Consider the following 15,786-nt stretch of genomic DNA (forward strand, 5'->3'; position numbering starts at 1 on the left):
CATGACGATAATCGCTCTGGTTGCCGGTTGAGGGGGCTGGCTGACCGCGATAAATCAGCGATCAACTCGTCCAGCATAGCCTTGGCCCGAAATAAAGGCCAGCTACGACGAGGGATATGATCGCACGGAACTAAACAGCTAACCTCTTGTTTTTAATAAGAGTGTTAGCGCCGGTCTGCATTCATAGTACCACTTCCACGAAGATTAAAATCCGATGCTCGACATCTGGCTGATGGGCTGGGAGCGCATCAGCGTGTTCGACGGCGGCTGATACGAGTCCAGCGACGCCATGCTCCGATCGCTCCGCATCATAATTCCAGCACCAGCCGCTCGCTGCCGGCCCACGACACACAGGTACACATGCCCTGCGCGCGCTGCGGCCCGGTCAGGCACACATCGCGGTGCAGCGGCATGCCGTCGCTGACCTGCGCAAAACAGCTGCCGCATTCACCCCGCTTGCATTCGTAGGACACGAACACGTCGGCCTCGATCAGCGCGTCAAGGATAGACGTACCCGGCGCGACCGTCAGCGTGATCTCCGACAGCGTCAGCTCCACCGTCAGCGGCTGATCGCCATCCTGCGCACGCGCGCCGAAACTCTCGACGTGCACCGCGTCGCCCGGCCAGCCCTGCTCCGCCGCGGCCCGCTCCAGCGCTTGCAGCAGCGCCACCGGACCGCAGGCATAACACTGCGCGCCATCCTGATACCGGCCGAGGATGGCGGCAGGATCGGCCCGGCCCTGTCGCTCCGACACATGCACGGTCACCTGCGCATGCGGCAGCGCGCGCAATTCGTCCAGCAGCACCAGGCGTTCTTCGCTGCGCACCAGATAATGCAGCTCGAACGGCTGGCCGCGCGCATTCAGCGCATGCGCCATCGACAGCAGCGGCGTGATGCCGATACCGCCAGCCACCAGCACTGTGCGCCCCTCCTCCGGCGCCAGCGGGAAGCTGTCGAACGGCCCGCTGACATCGACGCCGCTGCCCACTGCAAGTTGCTCATGCAGGCTGCGCGAACCGCCTTTGCCGTGTGCTTCGCGCAGCACGGCGTGCGGTAGCTGTCGCCAGCGCCGGCCAAGCCGACCAGTGAATAATGGTTTTCGTAGGCCGTGCCGTCCGCCGCGCCGAAGCGCAGCACGATGTGCGCTCCGGGTGTCCATGCGGGCAACGGCGCGCCATCGTGGCGTCGCAGCACGAATTCCTTGACGTCGCCACCATGCGAAATGACTTGTCCGATGATGCAGTCCATGCTGTTCTCTTTATGCGCCGGCTGGCGGGTTGAATGGCGAAGCGTCCAGGTATTCCCATTCCAGCTGCAGCGGCATATCGCGCAGCAGCCAGCTGGCCACGGTAAATTCCCAGAAGCGCCCGGTGCCGCCGGTCACGCCGTCCGGATCGTCCTGGTCCCAGCGCACCACGGCACTGCCGCTCAGCTGCAGCAGTTGCTGCTGTTTGAAATCGGGGATGCACAGGCCGGCGCGGGCATCGACCTCGAAATTGCCAAGGGTGTTGAACAGGCTGTTGCCGTGAAAGTCCGGGATACGCAGCGTGCGCTCGTCGACGATCTGGATGAAGCCGGCCGCGCCGCCGCGGTGCGAGGCATCGGCGCCGGTGTCGGGATGGCGGCTGGCCACGAACAGCGTATCGGCGCGCTGTATCAGCGCAGTCAACGGCCCGCGGATGCTGGTGCCGCTGGCCACCTGCACCGGCAACTTACTGTCGCCCAGCTGACGCATTTGACGTCGCTGGATGTATTTCGGGCAATTCGGATAGGCTTCGCGGATCGCCAGTTCGACACCGCTGTCATCGAAGTGCGCCACGCTGCCATTGACGCGGTAGCGGCGCCGCGAACCCAGTTCGATGAACAGCAGCCCCGCATCTGCATGCGCCGCCAGGTTGGTCCACAGCGGATCGCTGTCGTCACGTACTTGCCGCGACACGTCGACATGGATGCTGCGGCCGTCATCGGTGTGCAGGAAGCCGGGTGCGCCGAACAGCAGCGAGGCCCACGGCGCGCCGCTGGCGTCCACGCTGGCCAGCGCCACCATGAACTGCTTGGCGATGAACGGGCGCCCGCCGCCGATCACCGTATCGCTCAGCACCGCGATATTGCGGTCGGCGATGGCCTGCTCTCCGGCGCGCCGCTGGACGGTGCGTTCGCCTGCATGGAAATTGCTCGAGTCGCTCATGGCCTGCTCCTGGTTGACGGTTTGGTGTTGCAACTGTGTGTATTCTGCGAAATAATCGGGAGAACAAGAATCCCTGTCTTTCGCAAATTACTATTTCGCTGAGAGGAATGCCGTGGACCAGATGCATTTGATGACGGTATTCGTGGCCGTCGGCGAGGAAGAAGGCTTTGCGGCCGCCGCGCGCCGGCTGGACCTGTCGCCGGCCGCCGTGACGCGCGCCATCGCGGCACTGGAAGAACAGCTGGGCGTCAAGCTGCTGCTGCGCACCACCCGCAGCGTGCGCCTGACCGAGGCGGGCCAGCGCTACCTGGACGACAGCCGCCAGATCCTGGCCAGCATCGCCGAAGCCAACGAGGCGGCGGCCGGCATCAACGCCCAACCCAAGGGCAATCTGTCGGTGACCGCCTCGGTCTTGTTCGGCAAAGCCTTCGTCATGCCCTGCATCATCGACTACCTGTCGCAATTCCCCGAGGTCGATGTCTCGGCCTATTTCCTCGATCGGGTAGTCAACCTGGTCGACGAGGGCATGGACGTGGCGATCCGCATCGGCCACCTGCCCGATTCCAGCCTGAAGGCGCTGCGGGTCGGTCAGGTGAGGCGGGTGCTATGCGCTTCGCCACAGTACCTGGCGCGCCAAGGCGTGCCGCAGCACCCGGCCGATCTGCTGCGGCACGCGGTGATCGCGGCCAGCAATGTCGCGTCGCGGGTCGAATGGAAATTCGGCTCGGCCGACGATCCAGCCACGGTGCGCATCAAGCCGCGCCTGACCGTCACCAGCAACGACGCGGCGATCGAAGCGGCGGTCGGCCATCTGGGCATCGCGCGGCTGCTGTCCTACCAGATCGGCAGCCAGCTGGCCGAGGGCAAACTGAAGATCGTGCTGGAGGAGTTTGAAGAGGCGCCATTGCCGGTGCATGTGCTGCACCGGGAAAGCAAATACGGCTCGTCCAAAGTGCGCAGCTTTATCGACATGCTGGTGGCACGGTTGCGCGCCGACGCTTTCTTGAATTGAGGGCCAATTATTTCGCCTATCGAAATAATTAATTGAGACTGGAGCTATTTTTGACATGCATCTCAATGCCTAGAATGGGCTCATCGGCTGCACCAAGCGGCGATACGACGAAGTCCCCCTCACCTACAAGGAGCATCACCATGAAAGCAGCCATCATCATCCTGTCTGATCCAAAAGCCGGCGAAGAGGCACTGGGCCGCATGTTCAACGGCCTGGCCGCGGCCTACGACTTCCAGCAGCAAGGCGCCGAAGTCGGCATCTACTTCCAGGGCACCGGCACGCGCTGGCCCGGCGTGCTGGCCGACACCGGCCATCCTATCCATGCCCTGTACAAGGCGGTTGAAGGCTCGGTGGTCGGCATCTCCTGCGGTTGCGCCGACGTGTTCGGCGCACGCGAGGAAGCGGAGAAAGCCGGCTTCGACCTGATCACCGACAACCGCGTGCCGGGCACCTCCGGCCTGCCGAGCATCGCGAAGATCGCAGCGGACGGCTACACGGTCTACACCTTCTAAACGCCGCCTCAATAATTGAACTTCACTTCCGCAAACATCGCCCGCTGCGGGACGGATGGTGCAGGTAGTAATGACGGTTGTTCAGATTGTCGATGCCGGCCGCCACGCTCCATTGGCGTTTGACCTGGTAGCGCACCCGCAGGCCCGCTACCAGGAAGCTTTCGAAGCCGGTGTAGCTGTGGCTATCGAAGTCAGTATTCCTGAGCGCAGGGTCGTGACGTTCCGACCCGCCCTCAAGCTCAAGAGTACGGCAGAGTAGTCCGCCAGCGCGTCACGCACTTCGCTTCTCAGCCCTTGATCAACGTAAGCGTCTGACTTGCTCGATACCGGCGCTTTGCTCGCTGCTGGCGACGGCCGGAGTCGCCACTGCGCCGTCCAGACTGCCCGAGTGGCGCCGGCTATCGGCTGGGGACGCGCGCAGCGCTGCCCTGACCTGCCTCCGGCACCGGCGCGCCGCCCGTCTTAGCCGTGGCCGCCTTCCAGCCACTGGCCCAACATGCGCAAGCTGTCCTCGTTCAGGTCGCCGGCCGCAGCCGTTAGACGCAAGCGGCCCAACAGATAGTCGACCCGACCCTGCATCAACTCCAGCTCGGCCGAAAACAGCCGCTGCTGCGCGTCCAGCACGTCCAGCGCGGTACGGGTGCCGACATCGCGCCCCTGGCTGGTCGCGTCCAGCGCGCTGCGCGCCGACACCAGCGCCTGCTCCTGCGCGGCGACGCGCGACACGCCGGTAGCGACCGCCAGATAGCCTTCCTGCACCTGCAGGCGTACGTCGCGCCTGACCGCCGCCAGCTCCTGTTCGGCTTGGCCAAGGTGTGCCACCGCCTCGCGCTGGCGCGAATCGAGCCCGCCGCCGGCATACAGAGGAACGTTCAGCACCAGTCCGATGGCGCCGGTACGCTCGCCGCTGGGCGCCAGCAGCTGCGACAGATTGCCACTCTGGTTCTTGGCGCCATAGCTGGCCACCAGATCCACGGTCGGGCGGCTGGACAGGCTGTGCTTGGCCAGCTCGGCATTGGCCATCTCCAGTTCGGACTGCTTTGCCATCACGGCCGTGCTGTGACTCTCGCCGATGCTTTGCCAAGCCGCCAGCGCGGCCGGCTCCGGCGGGCGCGGCACGAAGACTTGGGCCAGTGGAGCCAGGCGATCCGGCGCCCCCCCCGTCGTTTCGCGGAACTGCGCCTGGCGCAGCTCCAGCATCGATTGCGCCGCCACTTCCCGGGTACCCACTGCGTCGAGCCGGGCCTGCGCCTCACGCAGGTCGGTGATGCGGTCCTGGCCGACGTCGAAGCGGGCCTGGGCGCGGTCGCGCTGCTGGCGCACCGCCGCCAGCTCATTGCGCACGACACGCAGCGTCTCCTCGGCCAGCAGCACGCCGAAATAGGTTTCCGCCACCCGCAGCGCCTGGTCCTGGCGCGACGCCGCGAAGCGGGTCTGGGCCAGCGCTGTTTGCTCGTGCAGCTGGCGGCGGTTGGCCTGGGCGGCGCGATCGTACAGCGGCTGCACGAGTTGCAGCGAGGCCTGGCGCGCCGTGCCCGTACTATCGGCCGACAGCAGCTCCGAGACGGGCGCCGGCAACTCGCCGTTCTCGTGGTCGTGGAGGCGATTGACGCCAGCCTGCAGGCTGACCTGCGGCTGCAGCAAGGCGTCACCCTGTAGCGCCTTTTCACGCCCGGTGGACAGGGCCTGATCGGCCGCCAGGCTGGTCGGATCATAGTTCAGCGACTGGTGGTAGGCCTCGGCCACGTCCATGGCGCCGGCCAGGCCGCCATGCAGGGCCAGCAGCAGGCCGATGGCGGCCGGCTTGGTAAGCTTGGTATTCATTGCTTCATTCTCCTCGGGCGGCAGCGGGGCGCTGCGCGCGGTAGCAGGCGGCGTACAGCGCCGGCAAAAAGATCAGGGTCAACAGCGTTGCCACGGCCAGGCCGCCCATGATGGCCCAGGCCATCGGGCCCCAGAACACCGATTCGGTCAGCGGCACCATCGCCAAAATGGCGGCCAGCGCGGTCAGCACGATGGGCCGCAGGCGGCGCACCGCCGATTCGACGATGGCGGTCCACAGGGGCACGCCCTGCTCCAGGTCGTGGTCGATCTGCACCACCAGGATCACCGAATTGCGGATGATCATGCCGGCCAGCGCGATCACGCCCAGCATGGCCACGAAGCCGAACGGGATGCGGAAAGCCGCCATGATCAGCGCCACGCCGATCAGGCCCAGCGGAGCGGTCAGCAGCACGATCAGCATCTTTTTCATGTCCTGCAGCTGAACCATCAGCAACACCAGCACGACGATCAGGGTGACCGGCATGACGGCGAACACCGAGCGCTGCGCCTTGGCGCTCGACTCGGCGGCGCCGCCCACTTCGATGCCGTAGCCCAGCGGCAGATCCTTGTTCAGCGCCTCCAGCTGCGGCCACAGCGCGCCCGTCACGTCCGGCGCCTGCGCGCCCTCGATGTCCGCCCGCACGGTCAGGTTCGGGATGCGGTTACGGCGCCACAGCTCGCTCTCCTCGCTGTCCAGCGTCAGGCGTGCCACTTGCGACACCGGCACGAACTTGCCGTCGCGCAGATAAATCTTGGCGTCCTTCAGGTTGTTCAGGTCGGTGCGCTCGGTGGCCACCAGGCGCGCCATCACGGCGATCGCCTGGTCGTCCTCGCGGTACTGGGTGATCGGGGTGCCCGACAGCGACGCCTCCAGCGCGGCCTTGATCTGGACCGAGCTGACGCCCAGGTCGCGCGCCTTGTCCTGGTCGACGTCGACGCGCACCCGCTTGACGCGGTCGCCCCAATCCTCGTTCACGGCGCGCACGTGCGGATGGGCGCGCACGATGGCGCCGACCTTGGCCGCGATCTGGCGCACCTTGGCCGCTTCGTTGCCGTACACCCGGAACTGCACCGGATAGCCGACCGGCGGCCCGTTCTCGAGCCGGTTGACGCGGCCGCGCACGTTGGCGAAACGTTCGTCCAGCAGCTTGCGCAACTTGACGACCGCGCGCTCGCGGGCCTCGCCGCCCTTGGTCATGACCATCATCTCGCCCAGGTTCAGATTGGGCGTCTGTACGTCCAGCGGCAGGTAGAAGCGCGGCGCGCCGTCGCCGACGAAGCTGGTCACGGCCTCGATGTCCGGGTCGCCCTTGAGCAGCACCTCCAGCTCGCGCACCTCGCGCTCGCTGGCCTCGAAAGTGGCGGCCGAGGGCATCCACAGGTCGACCATCAACTCGCCGCGGTCGGAGGCCGGGAAGAACTGCTGCGGCACCGCCTTGAACAGCAGCAGCGAGCCGGCGAAGGCGGCCAGCGTGATACCGATCACCCAGCCGCGATGGCGCAGGCAGAAATCGACCAGTTGGCGGAACTTGACGTAGAAGCCGCGCTGGTAGACCGCGTCTTCGTCGTGGTGGGCGTGCGGCGCCTCCTTGAGCAGCTTGAAACCGATATACGGCGTGAACAGCACCGCCACCACCCATGACAGGATCAGCGCGATGCCCACCACCTGGAACAGCGAGTACACGTATTCGCCGGTGCCCGACTGGGCGTAGCCCACCGGCAGGAAGCCGGCCGCCGTGATCAGCGTGCCGGTCAGCATCGGGAAGGCCGTGGCCGTATAGGCATAGGTCGCGGCACGGTATTTGTCCCAGCCCTGCTCCAGTTTCAGCGCCATCATTTCCACCGCGATGATGGCGTCGTCCACCAGCAGGCCCAGGGCGATGATCAGCGCGCCCAGCGAAATGCGCTGCAGGTCGATGCCCATGATGTACATCGCCAGGAAGGTCATGGCCAGCACCAGCGGAATGCACAGCGCCACCACCAGGCCGGTGCGCACGCCCAGCGAGAGGAAGCTCACCGCCAGCACGATGGCCACCGCCTCGGCCAGGCTCTTCTTGAATTCATGCACCGAGTGTTCCACCACGCGTGGCTGGTCGCTGACGGCGTGCAGCTGCACGCCCACCGGCAGGCTGGCCTGGATGCGCTTGACCGTCTCGTCTAGCTGCCGGCCGAGGTGGATCACGTCGCCGCCCTTGCGCATGCTGACGGCCAGGCCCAGGGCCGGCTGGCCGTTGAAGCGCATGCGCGCCACGGCCGGCTCGACGAAGCCGCGCCGCACTTCGGCGATGTCGCCCAGCCGGAAGGTGCGCTGACCGGCACGGATGCCGATGGCGCGGATGTTTTCCACCGAGTCGAACTCGCCGCTGACGGTCAGGCGCACCTGCTCGCTGCTGGTCTGCACCGTGCCGGCGGCGGCCACCGCGTTGGTCTGCGCCAGGGTCGAGGCGATCAGCGCCGGGTCCACGCCCAGCGAGGCCAGCTTGGCGTTCGACATCTCGACATAGATTTTCTCTTCCTGCTTGCCCAGCAGGTCGACCTTGTTGACGTCGGACACGCGCAGGAATTCGTTACGCGCCGCGTCGCCCATCTTGCGCAGGTCGGCGTAGTTAAAGCCGTCGCCCGTGATCGCGTACATATTGCCGAAGGTGTCGCCGAATTCATCGTTGAAGAACGGCCCCTGCACGCCTTGCGGCAGGCTCTGGTGGATGTCGCCCAGCTTCTTGCGCACCTGATACCACACGTCCGGCACGCGCGCCGGCGGCACCGCCTCGCGCAGGTTGATCTTGATCTGGGTCTCGCCCGGCTTCACATAGGTCGACATGTAGTCGATCTCGGCCACACCCTGCAGCTTGCGCTCCATCAGGTCGGTCACCTGGTCGGCCATCTGTTGCGCCGAGCTGCCCGGCCAGTAGGTTTGCACCACCATGGTTTTGATGGTGAACTCGGGGTCTTCCTTCTGGCCCAGGCTGGTGTAGGCGAGGATGCCGGCCACCGTCAGCAGCATCAGCAGGAAAGCGATCATCTGCGGATGCTTGAGCGACCATTCGGACAGATTGATGCCTTTCATTTGCCATCTCCCGCGACGCGCACCAGCTGCTGCGGCTGCAGCAGGTGCACGCCCGCCGTCACCACCGTCTCGCCGCCGGCCAAGCCGGTCGTCACCAGCACGCTATCGTTCTGCGCGCTGCCCAGCTGCACCACGCGCGCCGCCACGCGCCGGGTCTTCTGGTCCACCACCCACACCTGGCGCTTGCCGTCGCCGTCGACGATGGCGGTCAGCGGCAGCCGGATGGCGCGCTGGCCATCGACATCGGGCGCATACACCGACGCCGTCATGCCCAGCCGCAGCAGCGCCGGATCGGGCTGCCCGATCGTGATGCGTGCCGAATACGTGCGCGTGACGCTGTCAGTGTCCGGGGCCAACTCGCGCAGGACGCCATGCCAGGTCTGGCCCGGATGCGCCCAGACCGACACCTGCAGGTCGTGCGCCTGGCGCAACTCGTCGATGCGCGACTCAGGAATGTTGATCGCCACTTCGCGCTCGCCGTCGGCCGCCAGCGTGACCACCGGCTGGCCGGCTGCCACCACCTGTCCGGCCTCGGCCTGCAGCGCGCTGACCACGCCGTCGCGATCGGCCACCAGCGTGGTGTAGCCGCGCTGGTTGACGTTCAGCTGCTGGTGCGCCTGCGCCGCGCGCAGTTGCGCTTCGGCCTGTTGCAGCGCCAGGCGCTGGTGGTCCAGCTCCGCTTGCGAGGCAAACTGGCGCGCCAGCAGCTGCTCGGTACGGGCCACGTCCACCCTGGCCTGGGCCACGCGGCTGCGGGCCGCGTCAGTATCGGCGCCGGCCGCCATCAGCAGCAGGCTTTCCTGCGCGGCGTCCAGTTGCAGCAGCGGCTGGCCGCGCTTGACATGGCCGCCCACTTCCACCAGGCGGGCCGCGATCTTGCCGCCGACGCGGAAGCCCAGCTCGCTCTCGTAACGGGCGCGAATCTCGCCCGAATAATTGGCACCCACCGTGCCGTTGGCTTGGCCGGCGACCATGGTGCGCACCGCGCGTACCTCCTCGTGCTCGGCCACTGGTGCGCGAGAGCAACCGGCCAGGACGCTGGCGGCGCTGATGGCAAAGGCTACCGTTCGATAGTTCACGTTCACTGAAATGTCCTCCTAAGGTCAGATATGCGCACTATATACCATAACGACGTGAATGTCATTATGACGATATGATCATCATGAGAAAATGCAATGAAGGAATATCGATGCGCAACAGGACCGCAGAATGGCGGGTGCCACGCGGCGCTCGCGTCGATTGAACAAGGGAAAAAGGAGCAGGAACGGAGAAGTGCAGGCGCGAACGAGGTCGCGGCCGGGCGATCACGCCATCCTGAAGGGCGGCGTGAGCGCCGGCGGTGAATTAACTAGATATCATGGGCAGCCCGGCGGCGGGCCGTAGAGCTTAGCCGGCGGCGTCCTGCGCCTTGGCACGGGCCTGGGCGCGCGCCAATAGGGAATCGGCGGCGGGCACCAGCTTGCGCAGGACCGGTGCCGTGACGCGCTCGGTCTCCTCTATCGTCATGCCCAGCGTGCGCAGCACGGCGGCGATGATTTTCTCCGGGTAGTCCTTGGCGACGCGGCCACGCGCCATGCGGTCGATCGCCACCAGCGCGGCGCCGGCCGCGACGTCGAGCACTATGTCCAGCGGCACCGGGGCGAAGCGGCCTTTTTGCTGGCCCTCCTCCAGATCGGCCGGCAGATAGCGGAACACCTCGCTCTGCTGACTCAACAGACGCAGCCCTCCTGCCGCCAGGAAGCGCGCCAGCAGGCGCTGCGAGCGGGCCAGATGCAGGTAGTAGCGCATGCCAGTCGCCGCGCGCAACGCCGGGTCGGCGATGTCACCCACGGCCGGTTCGATCAGCTCGATCATCTCGGCGCTCAGCTCGCTGCTGACGGCGGCCAGCAAATCGTCGTTGGTGCGGAAGTAGTTGTAGAACGAACCTTGCGACACTTCGGCCGCCGCCACCACCTCGGGGATGACGCTGGCGCCGACACCCTTTTCGGCAAACACGATCATGGCGCTTTCGATCAGGCGCCTGCGCATGCGTTCGCGCCGCTCGGCTGCAACGCGCGGGCGGTGGTCAAGGGGAGATTTGGCGGTGGCGGGCATGGTTATTCAGTGTCTGGTCAGGGTGGATTGGAGCGAGGCGATCATATCAGATCCACCGTCGCTTAGCCGGGGAAAACCTGGGTGCGGCGCAACAGCGATCCCGCTGGCAACTCGAAGTCCGGCAACGGCAGCGCCGCCAGCCTGGTCGCCTCGCGCCGCGCCAAACCGAGTGCGCGCAACAGGGCGCGCACGCTGGCGTCGGGGTTGCCGCTCACCGGCTCGCGCGCCGCTGCGTAAGCCGCGCTCAGCACCACGCCGATGACCAGGTCGGCCGCCACCCGCTGATTGATGTCGTGAAAACGCCTGGTGGCGATGCCAAGCGCCACGTCGCGCGCCATGAAACGCAAGCCCAGCAGGCTGCTGTTAGCGGTCGGGAACGGCAGGCGCGCCATGAAGGCACCGAACAGTGGGAAGCGCATCACGGCGTGCAACAGCAGCCGGGCGCCGCAAGCGATGCGCTCGGCCGGATCGTCGCTGCGCTGCACCACCGGGTCGATGGCGCGCAGCAGTTCATTGTTGATTTCGCTGGCCACCTCGCTCAGCAACTCGTCGTTGGTCCGGAAGTAATTGTAAAAGGAGCCCCGCGCCATGCCCGCTTGGGCGATGACGTCCTCGATGACTGCGTGCGGCCCCTTTTGCGCAAAGACCAGCAAGGCGCTTTCGAGCAGCCGGGCGCGGGTCGTGGCGCGCCGGCGGGCAGCGACGCGGGTGCGGTGGTTCGGTGTGTCTTCTGTATTCATTCTCGACTTTCTGCGGCCATTGTACGTAAATTTTTATTGACATGCCAGTCATTATGACGATATCGTCACTATCAAATACAAACAGCCGCCCGCCAAGGACGGCCGGAAACTGGAGACCTCGCATGAATCACCCATCCAAAGGCGTGCTGCGTACGCCGCACGCCTACCCCGCCAGTGCGCTGCCGCCCGGCGTCCAGCCGCTGGCTCGCCCTACCCCACTGCTGAAGGCGCAGTCGCTGGCCTTCCTGATGTTCGAAAAGCCCGACCTCACCGCCTGCGAAACCTTCCTGACCGATTTCGGCCTGCATACGGTCGAGCGCAACGCACAGCTGCTGCTGATGCGCGGCAGCGGCCCGCAACCCTGCATCTATATGGCGCGGCGCGGCCGGCGCGCACGCTACCTCGGCGCAGCGTTCACGGTGGCTGGCGAGGCCGAGCTGGCTCTGTTGGAAGAGCGGGCCGGCGCCCGCCGCCTGACGCCCGGCGAGATTCCCGGCGGCGGCGCCGGCGTCGAGCTGACCGATCCGGCCGGCAAGCTGCTATGGCTGGTTAGCGGCCAACGGGAACCCGCGCCCCTGCCGCTGCGGCCGCCGCTGAATTCAGATAGCAATTGCTACGGCCAGCTGCGCCGCGTGAATCGCACGGTGCGGCCGCCGCTGGAACCGGCCGCCGTCGCGCGGCTGGGACACGTGGTCGTGCAAACGGTGGACTTCGCCACCATGGCGGACTGGTATATGCGCCACCTCGGCCTGATCCCCACCGACGTCCAATACCTGGCCGACGGCTCACCCAATCTCACCTTCTTCCGGCTCGACCTGGGCGACACGCCGGCCGACCACCATTGCTTCGTACTGGCTGGCGGGATCGAGGAGAAGTACGAGCACAGCGCCTATGAGGTGGTCGACCTCGACGCCCTCGGCCAGGGCCAGAACGTGCTGCGTGCCAACGGCCACCGCCATCTGTGGGGCATCGGCCGCCACGTGCTGGGCAGCCAACTGTTCGACTACTGGTGCGACCCGGACGGCATGGAGTTCGAGCACTACACCGACGGCGACGTGTTCACCGCCAGCCACGAAACCCACTACGTGCCGCTTGAGCTGTCCGGCATCTGGGCCTGGGGCCACGACGTGCCGGCCTCGATGGGCGTCAAAAAGGACCTGGGCACCGTGTTCAAGATCGTGCGCCTGCTGCGCCAGGGCAGTCTCTCACTGGCTCGCCTCAAGCTGCTCGGCCGGGCGATGGGCACGCCGCGGCCCTGGCTCTAATCCTCTCACCACCTCATTTCCCAGGAGATCATATGGCAGTCCAAGTCGTCCGTTACCTGCAGAACGGAACACCCGCATGGGGCGTCGTCCACGACCGGCGCGTCGCCCCCCTGCCGCGCCGCTACGCCAGTACCGCCGACTTCGTCGGCGCGGGCATCGACGAGGCGTGGGCCAGCACGCCGGCCCAGGCCCACCCTGAGCCTCGACGAACTGCAACTGCTGTCGCCGGTCACCGACGACCGCCAGTTCGTGTGCCAGGGCATCAATTACGCCAGCCACGTCCGCGAATCGGGCATGAATCCCGACCACATTTCATTCAACACTTTGTTCACCAAGGCGCCGTCGTGCCTGACCTCGGCCCGCGCCGACGTCGTGCGGCCGGCCCATGTGAAGCTGCTCGATTATGAGGTCGAGCTCGGGCTGGTGATGCGTCGCGCGCTGACGGCGCCGGTGACGGTGGCGCCGGACCAGTTGCACGAATGGCTGGCGGGCGTCACCATCGTCAACGACTTGTCTGCCCGCGACGTGCAACTGCCGCAGGCACAATTCTACAAAGGCAAGAGCTACCGCGGCTTCGGCCCGGCCGGCCCCTTCCTGTTACTGCTCAATCCCGCAGAGTGGCGCCGCTGGCCTGAGCTGCGCCTGCGCCTGCAGGTCAACGGCCAGCCGCGCCAGGACGGCTACGCCGGCGACATGATCTTCAAGCCGCACCAGACGCTGACGGAACTGTCGGCCCTGCACGACATGCAGCCGGGCGACCTGATCGCCACCGGCACGCCGGCCGGCTGCGCCGCGCGTGCGCCGGGCAAGCTGGTCATGTGGATCATGCGCCATCTGCTGTCGGACGCGACCAAGTGGCGCCTGTTCATCGGCAAGGGCCAGCGCAACCCGGCTTATCTGCAGCCCAGCGACGTGGTGACCGTCTCGATCCGCACCGACGACGGCCGTCTCGATCTTGGCTAACAACGCAACCGGATCGTCGCGCCATGAATGACCGTTGCGTCGCCGCCGTCATTGACCGCTTTGGCGACGCCGGACAGCTTCAGCTGCGCGCGCCGCCTCTGCCCTGGCGCACCGCCACGTCGAGCGACGCGAGCCGGGGCGCGTCATCCTGCCGCCCCATCTCACCTGAATTGCCGATCCCAGGAGTTTTCATGTCCGATACCCATCGCCGCACCGCGCCGGCGCCCATACGTACCCTGGCCGACATACACGCCATCGAACGCACGCCGTGGCCTGAGCAGATGTCGGCCCACACCACCTACGAGCTGCTGCGTCAGGCTGCCGCCCGCCATCCCCTGCGCACGGCGCTGCGCCTGGTGCTGAGCGGCACGCCCGACGCGCCAGCATTCAGCTTCGGCTACCAGGCGCTGTTGGAAGGAGTGACTCAGGCCGCGAACGCCTTCCATCAGGCCGGCATCCGCCCCGGCAAGGCGGTGGCCCTGCTGTTGCCCAACCTCCCCGAAACCCACTATGCGCTGTGGGGCGCGCAGGCGGCCGGCATCGCCAGTCCTCTCAATCCCCTGCTTGAAGCGGAACACATCGCCAGCCTGGTCGAGGCCACCGGGGCCGAAGTGCTGGTGACGCTGGCGCCGCAGCCGGACGGCGACCTGTGGAACAAGGCCATGGCCGTGGTCGAGCGCTGTCCCGGCATCCACACCGTGTTCGTGGTCGAACTCGATGCCTACGTCGAGCCGGCCGCGCGCGCCGCCCTGCAAGCGCTGCGCGCTGCCGCCCCGGCGCCGCGCCGTTCCGGCGTGCAGATCCGCTCCTTCCACGCCGAGATGGCCACGCAGGCGGCGGACCGCCTGGTTTCCGGACGCGTGATCAAGCCAACCGACGTATGCGCCTATTTCCACACGGGCGGGACCACCGGCCTGCCCAAGATCGCCGTCCATACCCATCTGAACGAGGCCTTTGTCGCCGCCATGTTGCAACGGCTGGAGCCGGAGCCGCATGTCGTGCTGTGCGGCTTGCCGCTGTTCCACGTCAACGGCGCGCTGGTCACCGGCCTAGGCGCCTTCCTCGGCGGCTGGGAAGTGGTGCTGCTCACACCGCAGGGCTACCGGGGAGCGGGCGTGATGGCGCATTTCTGGCGGCTGGTCGAGCGCTTCCGCGCCACCAGCTTCAGCGCCGTCCCCACCATCTACGCCAGCCTGGCCGCGCTCCCGCGCGACGGCGCCGACATCAGCTCGTTGCGCCATGCCTTCTGCGGCGCGGCGCCGCTGCCGCCTACCGTGGCGCGCGAATTCGAGGCGGCCGCCGGCATCCCCTTGTGCGAAGGCTATGGCCTGACCGAGGCGGCCTGCATCTCAGCCGTCAATCCGTCCGGCTTCGGGCGCCGCCCCGGCAGCGTCGGCCTGCGCTTGCCGCACCAGCGGCTGCAGGCATGGAAGGTCAACAGCAACGGCCACGCCAGCGCAACGTGCGCGGTCGGCGAAGTCGGCGTGATCGGCGTGTGCGGCCCCAACGTGTTCCCCGGCTACCTGCGCGACAGCGACAACCGCGACATCTGGCTGCTCCCGGGTTGGCTCAACACGGGCGACCTGGGCTACCTGGACCACGATGGCTTCCTGCACCTGACCGGCCGCGCCAAGGACCTGATCATCCGCGGCGGCCACAACATCGATCCGGCCATGATCGAGGATGCGCTGCTGCGCCATCCGGCCGTGGCGCTGGCGGCGGCCGTTGGCCAGCCGGACCAGCATGCCGGCGAGCTGCCGGTGGCCTACGTCACCCTGAAGCCGGGCACCAGCATCGATGCCGCCACGCTGCTGGCGGCGGCGCGCGAGCTGGTGACGGAGCGGGCCGCCGTGCCGGCGCGCATCGAAATCCTGCCGCAGATGGCGCTCACGGCCGTCGGCAAGGTGGCGAAGGCGGAATTGCGCCTGCGCGCCGCCGAACACGTGCTGAGCCAGTTGCTGGCACGCGAAGGCATCACCGCCACGCTGCGCGTGGTGGCCGACGCCGCGCGCGGCAGCGTGGTGCAACTGCGGTGCACGGCCGAGGACGCCGAGCGCGCGCAGGCCCTGCTCAAGCGCTTCCCGTTCGCCGTGGACCGGCTTGGCGCATCAGCCTAGAAC

12 protein-coding genes are annotated in these 15,786 nt (G+C 67.0%); 5 read left to right on the forward strand and 7 right to left on the reverse strand.

Going from position 1 to position 15,786, the window contains the following annotated elements; all coding sequences use genetic code 11:
• Positions 1–308: 308 nt before the first annotated feature.
• Complete coding sequence (locus Q0S71_RS22645) at positions 309–1,046, reverse strand: PDR/VanB family oxidoreductase (RefSeq protein WP_296000834.1); 738 nt, start codon at positions 1,044–1,046, stop codon at positions 309–311.
• A gap of 213 nt (positions 1,047–1,259) precedes the next feature.
• A complete protein-coding gene (locus Q0S71_RS22650; protein WP_296000836.1) occupies positions 1,260–2,189 on the reverse strand; it encodes a pyridoxamine 5'-phosphate oxidase family protein in 930 nt (309 codons plus the stop codon).
• 121 nt (positions 2,190–2,310) lie between these two features.
• On the opposite strand from Q0S71_RS22650, the gene Q0S71_RS22655 reads away from it, so the two are divergent.
• Both Q0S71_RS22655 and Q0S71_RS22660 read left to right on the forward strand, forming a co-directional pair.
• Entirely contained in the window at positions 2,311–3,201 is an 891-nt protein-coding gene (locus tag Q0S71_RS22655; protein WP_367185331.1) for a LysR family transcriptional regulator, read from the forward strand.
• A 140-nt stretch (positions 3,202–3,341) separates the two neighbouring features.
• Entirely contained in the window at positions 3,342–3,713 is a 372-nt protein-coding gene (locus Q0S71_RS22660) for a DsrE family protein (RefSeq protein WP_296000839.1), read from the forward strand.
• A gap of 462 nt (positions 3,714–4,175) precedes the next feature.
• Here Q0S71_RS22660 and Q0S71_RS22665 read toward each other — a convergent pair whose 3' ends face one another.
• The 5 genes from Q0S71_RS22665 to Q0S71_RS22685 form a co-directional block, all read right to left on the reverse strand.
• Positions 4,176–5,537 (reverse strand): TolC family outer membrane protein, encoded by a 1,362-nt coding sequence (locus tag Q0S71_RS22665; RefSeq protein ID WP_296000841.1) that lies wholly within the window; start codon positions 5,535–5,537, stop codon positions 4,176–4,178.
• 4 nt (positions 5,538–5,541) lie between these two features.
• The gene (locus tag Q0S71_RS22670; RefSeq protein WP_296000843.1) at positions 5,542–8,604 is read right to left on the reverse strand and encodes an efflux RND transporter permease subunit; all 3,063 of its coding nucleotides are present in this window, start codon (positions 8,602–8,604) and stop codon (positions 5,542–5,544) included.
• Positions 8,601–9,689: an efflux RND transporter periplasmic adaptor subunit gene (locus Q0S71_RS22675; protein WP_296000845.1), complete on the reverse strand. Its 1,089-nt coding sequence runs from the start codon at positions 9,687–9,689 to the stop codon at positions 8,601–8,603. The genes Q0S71_RS22670 and Q0S71_RS22675 overlap by 4 nt, the downstream gene beginning before the upstream one ends.
• Before the next feature lie 301 nt (positions 9,690–9,990).
• Positions 9,991–10,698 (reverse strand): TetR/AcrR family transcriptional regulator, encoded by a 708-nt coding sequence (locus Q0S71_RS22680; RefSeq protein WP_296000847.1) that lies wholly within the window; start codon positions 10,696–10,698, stop codon positions 9,991–9,993.
• A gap of 62 nt (positions 10,699–10,760) precedes the next feature.
• Entirely contained in the window at positions 10,761–11,438 is a 678-nt protein-coding gene (locus Q0S71_RS22685; RefSeq protein WP_296000849.1) for a TetR/AcrR family transcriptional regulator, read from the reverse strand.
• A 122-nt stretch (positions 11,439–11,560) separates the two neighbouring features.
• Here Q0S71_RS22685 and Q0S71_RS22690 point away from each other — a divergent pair, with 122 nt between their 5' ends.
• The 3 genes from Q0S71_RS22690 (at position 11,561) to Q0S71_RS22700 (ending at position 15,783) form a co-directional block, all read left to right on the forward strand.
• Positions 11,561–12,703: a VOC family protein gene (locus Q0S71_RS22690; RefSeq protein ID WP_296000852.1), complete on the forward strand. Its 1,143-nt coding sequence runs from the start codon at positions 11,561–11,563 to the stop codon at positions 12,701–12,703.
• Positions 12,704–12,997: 294 nt separating this feature from the next.
• Positions 12,998–13,666, forward strand: coding sequence for a fumarylacetoacetate hydrolase family protein (locus Q0S71_RS22695; protein ID WP_296000854.1), 669 nt, complete (start codon positions 12,998–13,000; stop codon positions 13,664–13,666).
• Between the two features lie 191 nt (positions 13,667–13,857).
• Entirely contained in the window at positions 13,858–15,783 is a 1,926-nt protein-coding gene (locus Q0S71_RS22700) for an acyl-CoA synthetase (protein WP_296000856.1), read from the forward strand.
• Positions 15,784–15,786: the final 3 nt, after the last annotated feature.

Origin of the sequence: Rugamonas sp. (assembly GCF_025354735.1) — a bacterium.
GTDB lineage: Bacteria > Pseudomonadota > Gammaproteobacteria > Burkholderiales > Burkholderiaceae_D > Rugamonas.